Source organism: Methylocaldum sp. 14B, from assembly GCF_002005105.1.
Lineage (GTDB): Bacteria > Pseudomonadota > Gammaproteobacteria > Methylococcales > Methylococcaceae > Methylocaldum.
Map to the genome: position 1 here is coordinate 175,313 of NZ_MSCV01000007.1, position 8,529 is coordinate 183,841.

At 55.3% G+C, this 8,529-nt stretch carries 3 protein-coding genes; all 3 read left to right on the plus strand.

Annotated features, from left to right (window positions below; translation table 11 throughout):
- Positions 1-529 precede the first annotated feature (529 nt).
- The 3 genes from rpoD (at position 530) to B2A78_RS07340 (ending at position 8,327) form a co-directional block, all read left to right on the plus strand.
- Positions 530-2,332 carry an RNA polymerase sigma factor RpoD gene (rpoD, locus tag B2A78_RS07330; protein WP_276205383.1) on the plus strand — a complete coding sequence of 601 codons (1,803 nt, stop codon included), beginning with the start codon at positions 530-532 and terminating at the stop codon, positions 2,330-2,332.
- Between the two features lie 342 nt (positions 2,333-2,674).
- A complete protein-coding gene (locus B2A78_RS07335; RefSeq protein WP_077729257.1) occupies positions 2,675-5,368 on the plus strand; it encodes a hypothetical protein in 2,694 nt (897 codons plus the stop codon).
- A gap of 31 nt (positions 5,369-5,399) precedes the next feature.
- The gene (locus tag B2A78_RS07340; protein ID WP_143735098.1) at positions 5,400-8,327 is read left to right on the plus strand and encodes a hypothetical protein; all 2,928 of its coding nucleotides are present in this window, start codon (positions 5,400-5,402) and stop codon (positions 8,325-8,327) included.
- Positions 8,328-8,529 lie beyond the last annotated feature (202 nt).

Consider the following 8,529-nt stretch of genomic DNA (forward strand, 5'->3'; position numbering starts at 1 on the left):
GAGCATGGGTGCCTCGCCCGGAAAACTGAGGAAATTAAAACGACTGGCACTATTGTCTCCCCGATCGCGTCAAAGTTTATGTGTAGCCTTGTCGACGAGTCGCTATACCCGGCCACTGAACGCCCGATGAATTAGACCTTGTTTCAAATCCTCGGTTGCTGCGCGGCACTCGCGTCCCGCTCCGAACTCGCCCAATAGATACGGAACTTAAGCGCCCATGGGTAAGTCTATTGCATTGAAAAACCGACAGAACTTCTATAAAGACGGTCCTCTCCCACGGTACCGCGTTCATTCCGAAAGACTTCCCGGTCTCTTGGAAAAGCAAGATCTAGCCTTATTTAAGGCCTAGCCGACCGAGCGAAGACGCTCACCCGTCGAGATAATCCGGAACGTCGGCAAGCGTGGAACCCGAATTCAATCCAACGGAACCTGTTTACAGATAGTGATCGATATTCGTCGGTTTTCTCAACGATTTCCATAAATAGACAAGTTTGAATTTTTTAGCAACATAGCTAGTACGACTACTCAGTTGATGAATCAAGAACAGCAGCAATTTCAGCTCGAAGAGCTCATCGCCAAGGGCAAAATCCAGGGCTATCTGACCTACACGGAGATCACCGACCATCTGCCCGACGACATGGCCGATCCGGATCAAATCGAAGATATCGTCGGCCTGATCGAGGATATCGGGATCGACGTGTACGAAGAGGCGCCTGACGCCGATCTGATTTCCGTGCCGGCGGTTGTCACCGAGGAGGATGAAGAGGAAACCGCGGCCGTCGCCGCAGTGCTGACCTCGGCGATCGATGCCGAACAAAAACGCACGTCCGATCCGGTACGCATATACATGCGTGAGATGGGGGCCGTGGATTTGCTCACCCGGAATGAGGAGTTGAGCATCGCCAAGCGGATCGAAGAGGGCCTGAACCAGGCGGCGCAGGAATTGGCGCGTTTTTTACCCGCCATGGACCATTTTCTCAAGGCTTTCGAAACCATCGAGCGGGGCGGCGTACGTCTGTCCGATCTGATTTCGGGTTTCGTCAGTCAGGTACCGCAGTCCGAAGAAGTTTCGCTCGACGCGGAATCGGACGCCGAGTTACCCGAGGAAACCGAAAGCAGTCCGGATTCCGTGCAAGTAAAGGAAAGACTGGCGGAATTCGCCAAGCGTTACGACACCGCGCTCAGCATGCTTCAAGAATTCGGCTACCGCCACGAGCACACGGAAAAAGCCTTCCAGGCTTTGACCGAGAGCTTCCTGGAATTCAAGAAAACGCCACAATTTCTTAAGGAACTGACGGGAGTTTTACATAGCACCGTCGCCAAGATTCGCGAGCAGGAAAGATTGATCCAGGATATCTGCGTACACCAGGCAAAAATGCCGCGCGCGGAGTTTATCGATTCTTTCGTCGGAAACGAGACTTCTCCGGATTGGCTGCCGGAACAGTTGAAAAAGGACGCGCCTTTTGCCGAGCCGCTGGCGGCATTCGCCGACAGAATCGAACGAGCTCAAAACGAACTGGCCCGAATCGAACAAGCGACCGGACTTTCGATGGGTGACATCAAGGAGATGAACAGACGTGTCTCGATCGCTGAGAATCAGGCACAGCAAGCGAAAAAGGAGATGGTCGAGGCGAATCTGCGGCTGGTGATCTCCATTGCCAGGAAGTACACCAACCGGGGCCTACAATTTCCCGACCTGATCCAGGAAGGCAATATCGGCTTGATGAGAGCGGTGGACAAATTCGAATACCGACGCGGTTACAAGTTCTCCACTTATGCCACGTGGTGGATTCGCCAAGCGATCACGCGGGCCATCGCCGACCAGGCGCGTACCATTCGCATCCCGGTCCATATGATCGAAACGATCAACAAGCTGAACCGGATCTCGCGCCAAATGTTGCAAGAGCTGGGCCGCGACCCAACGGTGGAGGAACTGGCGGAGCGCATGGACCTGTCCGAGGACAAAGTGCGGGCGATACTCAAGATCACCCGAGAGCCCGTTTCGATGGCAACCCCCATCGGCGACGACGGGGACACCCATCTGAGCGATCTGATCGAAGACCCTTATGCCACGTCGCCGGTCGAGTCGGCGACGACTTCGGGCTTACGCGAAACAACCCGGAAAGCCCTGGCCGGTCTGCCCGAGCGGGAAGCCGAAGTCCTGCGCATGCGTTTCGGCATCGATATGAGCACCGACCATACCCTCGAGGAAGTCGGGAGACAGTTCGACATCACCCGCGAGCGCATCCGCCAGATCGAGGTGAAAGCACTGCGCAAGCTACGTCAATCCTCGGGTTCCGAACCGCTACGCAGCTTCCTCGATTTGGGCTGATAAGCCGTTTAAGGAATCTTTCAAAAAGCCCTCTCCCTCTGGATGAGGGTCTTTTGGATCAATCGGTTACCTAAGCACCTTCTCCGAATTGGAGGCTTAATCAGAGCTTCCTTAACGCCGTCACCGGCCACCTTTGTCGGCAAGGGATTGCCGCCTGCCCTCCCGCACTCGGGCTAACGGACGTCTGCCCTTCATACAAAGCAAGGTATTGCTTCGAGATTCCCGAAAACCGTGGAACTTAGCGTTAGCTACTGCGGTCGTCTTATATAAACCACGAAAACTTCGTGGTTTAGTCATATCTAGCCATACGTTCTCGTCCCGGCCGATCACACGGAGGTCCTCATGGCTGACGCAGACAAGGAAAATTGCAGGTTCTTGCCCCGTCCCGAAGCGCATGCAATGAAATGGGACGACCTTTTACCCCCGATTCAACGTGCCGTCCGAGATCTACTCGTGCGCATTGAGGGCGGTATTGGGCAGAAAGAAGACAAGAACGGCTTTCTCGTTAATTATTTTCTTGTAACCGGCCTTCGGGGGACGGGTAAGACCACTGTACTCCTCAGTGCAAGAGACGCTGTTTGCAAGTGCGGAGAATTTTTTAAAGAAACGGATTATGGAAAGGCCAGGCGGGAAAAATTGGAGCAAAACAAAAAGAAAAAGCAACAGGAGGACAAGCAGAAGAACAGAACAGAAGCATCTGCGAAAAAACTTGAAAATTGCGTCGTATGGATTCCCGTGCTCGACCTGGAGCCACTGCCGGCAAAGACTAATCTCCTAGCGACCACACTTACGTGGGTGTCCAATGCGTTAGACACGTCCCACCATGAATGTAACGATACAGCTGAAGGGACTGCCCACCTCACATCGCCGTTTGAAGAAGATGCGGGCAGCGCGCGACAGCTACTCGGCCGACTGATCAATGACGCGACGCTGATGTGGGAAGACATCTCCGAGCCGGATACGCGCAACAAGGCCAACCGGCAAATCAACGCGGCCGATATCTATGCCGATTTTCGACGCCGCTTCGAGAAAGCCATGGAGAAACTCGGCAAAGAACTCGGCCAAAGGAGGGGCTGCCGCGCCGACGGACTTTCGATCGTTCTGTCCATCGACAACATCGACCGGAGCACCGAGCATCTCTATTCTATGGTCAAACTCGCCCAGATGGTTTCGTGCCGTCACCTCCGGTTAGTGATGGCCGGTGATCGAGAGGATTTCGACACTTTTCTGGAGCGTGCTTACTGGAAGGAATTGATCCGCATCGGTCAGGAGGGCGCCGCCACCATGCTCAAAGCGAGCGAATTTGGGGAGGACGAAGCCTTCGTTATGGCGCGGCGGCAAGCCGCAACGACTTCTCATAGGCTTCTGCCGCCGGGGCATCGGATCGAGATCGGATTCTTGACTCCATGGGAGACTTTGGCCTTTTATCCCCCGCGTTACCTGGGCGGTGGAGAAAAAACAGAAACCATCGAATATCTGCTCACAAATATATTCATACCGATTAATCGTAGGCAGAGAAAACTACTTACTCAGACCGAATGGAATGGAGAAATCGAGACGACACGAAATGATCAGCGATGGAAAGACAGATGGCATGAGTTCGATGAGCAAAAAACGGGGAGAGGAATCATCAGTCTGCTTGACCTGTTCTGCCTCCCAAGCGAGAAAAACCAGACCGTAGTTCCACCCGAAGTGGCCCCAGACATGCTTCCAGCTGGAGTGCGGTACGGGCTCAGTCTACCCGCCCGTACAGTGCTTGATTTATGGTTACTGGCCAATTGGGTTTTAAACGGCCCGCCGTCCGGCGATAAAGATTTCAAGGCCGAGGAGATTGCGCGCACAATGCTCCGGAGCGCCATTACCGAAAGCACAATCTCAAGCCGAGTAGGCCGTCTTCTGCTAGATCGTATTATCCGCCTGAGCACTGATGGCGGAACTGAGCTTTATTTTGATGAGATGAAGCTGTATTACTCCATGTTGATGACGGACATTTTTAAATCTCGTCCAGTCATTGAAAATGGCCCCGTCGAGGAAAACAGCCCCTACCCCAGTTGGTCAGTTTGGAGCCAACTTTATGTCAAAGACTTCGCTGGATTACGCGTAAAACTCCGAAGCCGCAAGAATAAGTACGATGATGATCCCAATGATAAGGGGTCTGATCAGAAAGGAGATGAATTACCGGCTTTAGTTGGTGCCTGGCTGAGCATCCTATATGACATCGTCATTCTAGCAGAGACGAGTGTCGGAAGTATGATAGTTAACTATGACCCATCCGTGGATTTTCCTGTTGTTGAAGTTACTCATTGGATTGCCATTCAATCATCGGACTTCGAACAAGTGTCAATAAAATGGCCCATGCCGGGATGGAATACTTTTTGGGGACGGCAAATACATTTTTTTAAAGAGTGGCCCCGTGTCAAAGAATGGCTAAAAGAAGCTACTAAACTATACGCCAACCAAGGTTGGAGCGCCGTAATTCGCTTGCTGGCAGCAGCCTGGATAGCCAGCGTATTGAGAACCTTTGTGAGGCTTGAATGGTGGTTAGGCGACCCAGATTGTGAATTAGAACAATTAGACGAACAGTTAAAGACAATCTTCTCGAATAAAAGAGAATCACTGCCGTCTGTTGATGAAATTGAAAGAGCTATCCTAAAAGCGGCCAGCCGCTGTTATTCGCTGATAAAAGAGAAGGAGAGCAGAGCTGAATTTACGAGCGAAACTAATTATATCGATATTAAGAGGACCAAGGTGGCAGAGTGGTTGGAAGAAAAACTACCCTTGATGCTGATAAGTCCACTTTATGTCTCCTTGGATAGCGATGCTCTAAGTCGACGCCTTGAAAACATCAAGTGCTCGATTAGCAATAAGGACAAACTAAGGATGTATTGGAAAGATAATCGCCTGTTTATCCGCACAGGATTAGAAAAGGAACTTGAAGAAAAGGTCCTTGCAAAAATGCCGTCGGATGATAACGAAAAGCGAAAGCAGGTGCTTGAGTGGGCTAGAGGCGACCTAGATAGACTCTGGGCCGATTAGCGATTCTGCCAGCCCAGCACCACCGACTCCTATGCTTCCCCCTAACTCAGCAAGCACCGTCACACCGACACCACGCCGGGTTCCGGAACCCTATATACGCGCCGAGATCGCGGCCTTTCCGCTAGCCAGCGAAATCTCCTTTCATAAGCCATTGATCGAACTCGATCCAACGCTGGGCCTGCGAGAAGAACTGGACCCGGAGCGAAGCGATCAGAATCGGACCCGCCTGCTCTGGCGCGAGTGCGAGAAACGGTTCGCGCCACATACGGGCTGGTCGCTCGACCGATTGGTTTCCGCCCGCGATCTCAGTTGGTTCGGTTCTCTTGAGAATAATCCGGGGCTTACGCTTGGGCGGATACCCATGCACCAATATCTCCGATCCTTGGCCCGCAGCCATCTCATCCCCCGTGCCGGCGTAACCGAGATCAAGGAGACCACGGATCTGGCGGCGCTCGATGCGGCCATCCACTATCGGTGGCTCACTTTGACCCTCCCGGAGGATTTGCTGCTGGCCGCACTCGGCGTCGATCCGGCGCCGGTAGAGGTCGAGATAGAACCGCCATTACTCGTACGCAGGCTGCTCGATATGGGCGTGGCCGAGATCCACCAGCATGTCGGCGCAGGCATGGATTTCCCGCTGTTGTGGGTTTCGGCGCTCGCCGCTATCGCCACTCCGGACGTGAAGGAAAACGAATTGGTCAGCGGTCAGGCACCATTCGCCGATGGCCGGTATATGGTACTTTGGCTCCTTGCCGCTGCCGTGGCGCGCTGCGCGCTTGCCGAGCATCTGATTCGCGGCGGAAATAACTTCGGGAATTTTCTAAACGAGTTTTTGACACCCTGGAATTCCGGCAATGCGCGCAGCGAACGTGCACCTCGAAATCTAGCCTGGACGCCTCGGCGGCGCGAGACGCTCGCCGCCGTGCTGCGGGCACTCAAGGCCGGTGACCACAAACTCTTACCTGAGATCGAGCCGTTGCGCGACCTGTACGCGGATATCCATCCCACCGCGCTGACGCTGCGCGATGATCCCGTCAAAGGTGTCTTTGACGCCTTCCAGCGCTGCGATCCCGTCGCCGCGCGGCTCGGCTTGCGCGGCGAAAATGTCGGTGAGCGCTGGTTCCTCCGGTGCGCGCTCGCTTATCTCGATAAAGGCGCGGAAGACGGAAGAAAGGTTCCCGAGGATGAGTATTTCGCCCGTATTTTTTGGCAAACCGTGCGGATTCGCTGCCAATACTATCGCACCGTCGTCCAACGGCCGCTCACCGGCGGATTGCAGTGGTTTCTTCGCTTCTACGACCGCCTCGGCAAATTGCGAAACCCCATTGATCCGATTAGCCCACAAGTCTCGTACCACGTGGCCGGCGAAAGGCACCGCATCCGGGGGCTTGAACTCAGAACCCATCCGGGCGATTCGGCTATCCAGACCGGCGAGAGGGTGCTTGAGTTCCTGAAGTCGTGGCGACAGGTGTTGAGAGATACCAGCGGTTCGACGTTCGAACCGGAAATGGGCGTCGTCTTCCACTTCGTCAAGGAGCGCGATATCGAACTGACACGGCGCAAAGGCGTGCCGCCGGCCTTCTGGGCCGACACGCACGCCGAGCCGTTCAAGACAGGAAACGGGAGAACGGATGTCGAGCACGGCCGATACGTGGGCTATTTCGCCGAGCAATGCCGCAAGGCCCGAGCGCTTGGCGAACTGATTCGAGCGGTGCCGTCCTGCCTATGGATCATCCGCGGGCTCGATGTCTGCACCGATGAGATCGGCGTTCCGACCTGGGTGCTCGTCCCGCTGTTCCGCCATGTGCTCGACGAGGCCGCGAAGGTGTCGATTTTGACCGCTCGGGACGCGGGGCCTCCGTTGAAAGTGACCGCGCATGTCGGCGAGGATTTCCGGCACCTGCTGGAGGGCCTGCGCCGGATCTATGAGCAGGTGCACTATATTCTCGGCGGCGCTGTCGGGCGGCTCGGCCACGCGATTGCCCTCGGCGTGGATCCCAAGATTTGGGCGGAGTCGGTCGGTTCGGTGCTCATGCCGGCCGAGGAGCGGCTCTGGGATCTGGTTTGGGAATGGCGCCTCTACAGCAAATACAAGATCAAGCCTGAATACGCCGCGCAGGCGCCGCCCGGCCGGGTAGACGCGCTGCTGAACCAGGTGCGCCAACTGTCGGATTTTGTCTTCGGCAGGCGCGGCTATCGCGTGGACGAACTCGCCGAGGTCCACGATGTGCTGCACCGGTTCCTGGTGCCGCCTTATGTAAAGGAGCCGGTGGCCGAGGGTAGATTCGATACCTTTTTGGAAGCGGCGACGAGCCTCAAAACTCTGCGCTTTAAGACGCAGAGCTTCCAGCAGCAGCAAATCCATCCTCCCCATCGGATCGGCAGGATTCTCGAAGACTACTTCGACGACGAATCCATCTTTCAGCGCGGTCAGACGCTGATCGACGTGCCGATCTCCGGAGACGAAGTCGCGGCGCTGACCGCCGTTCAGTCTGCGCTCCGCCATGGAATCGCCCAGAGAGGCATCGTGGTCGAAGTCAACCCGTCGAGCAACCTGATGATCGGCGACTTGCTGGACCTGCGCAATCATCCGATCCTGAGGCTGTTCCCGCCAGTCCCCGAGCCGGACGGCCCGCCGCCTGTGCCGATCGCCATAGGCTCCGACGATCCATTGACCTTTGGCACCCGATTGCTGCGAGAGTACACCTTATTGCACCAGGCCGCATGCGCGGCGGGCTACCCGGAGCGGGTAACCCACGAGTGGCTGGAATCGATCCGCAGTACCGGCATGGACGCGCGATTTACCAGAGGCTGGAGGCCGAGCACGCTAAAGAAGGCTGACGATCTGATCCGCGATTTGTCCGAGTATCTCCACCTTCCTTGTAAGCAGGATTCGATCCGTTTCGACGAGTATTTGATGACTGTATTGTCGAAGTTCCGGCAATCGACGGATTGTTGAGATTCGGGGCCGGGCGAATTCGAGCGTTTTCTGATTCGGTGTAAGGGATCCGGAAATGTCGGTCGGCAATCCTTTGCCGACGTACCGGCTCGGCAAAGGGCTTTGTCGGCAAGGGATTGCCGACCTACGTTCTCCCCTCCCGGCACGAATCCGTACACCGGGATGAAAAACGTTCTAGTAGCGGTGCGGCGCCAAATCTTTA

Bases quoted from the DNA above. Each gene is read 5' to 3' on its own strand.
- B2A78_RS07335 (WP_077729257.1), top strand. From the start codon at position 2,675: ATGGCTGACGCAGACAAGGAAAATTGCAGGTTCTTGCCCCGTCCCGAA.
- B2A78_RS07340 (WP_143735098.1), top strand. From the start codon at position 5,400: ATGCTTCCCCCTAACTCAGCAAGCACCGTCACACCGACACCACGCCGG.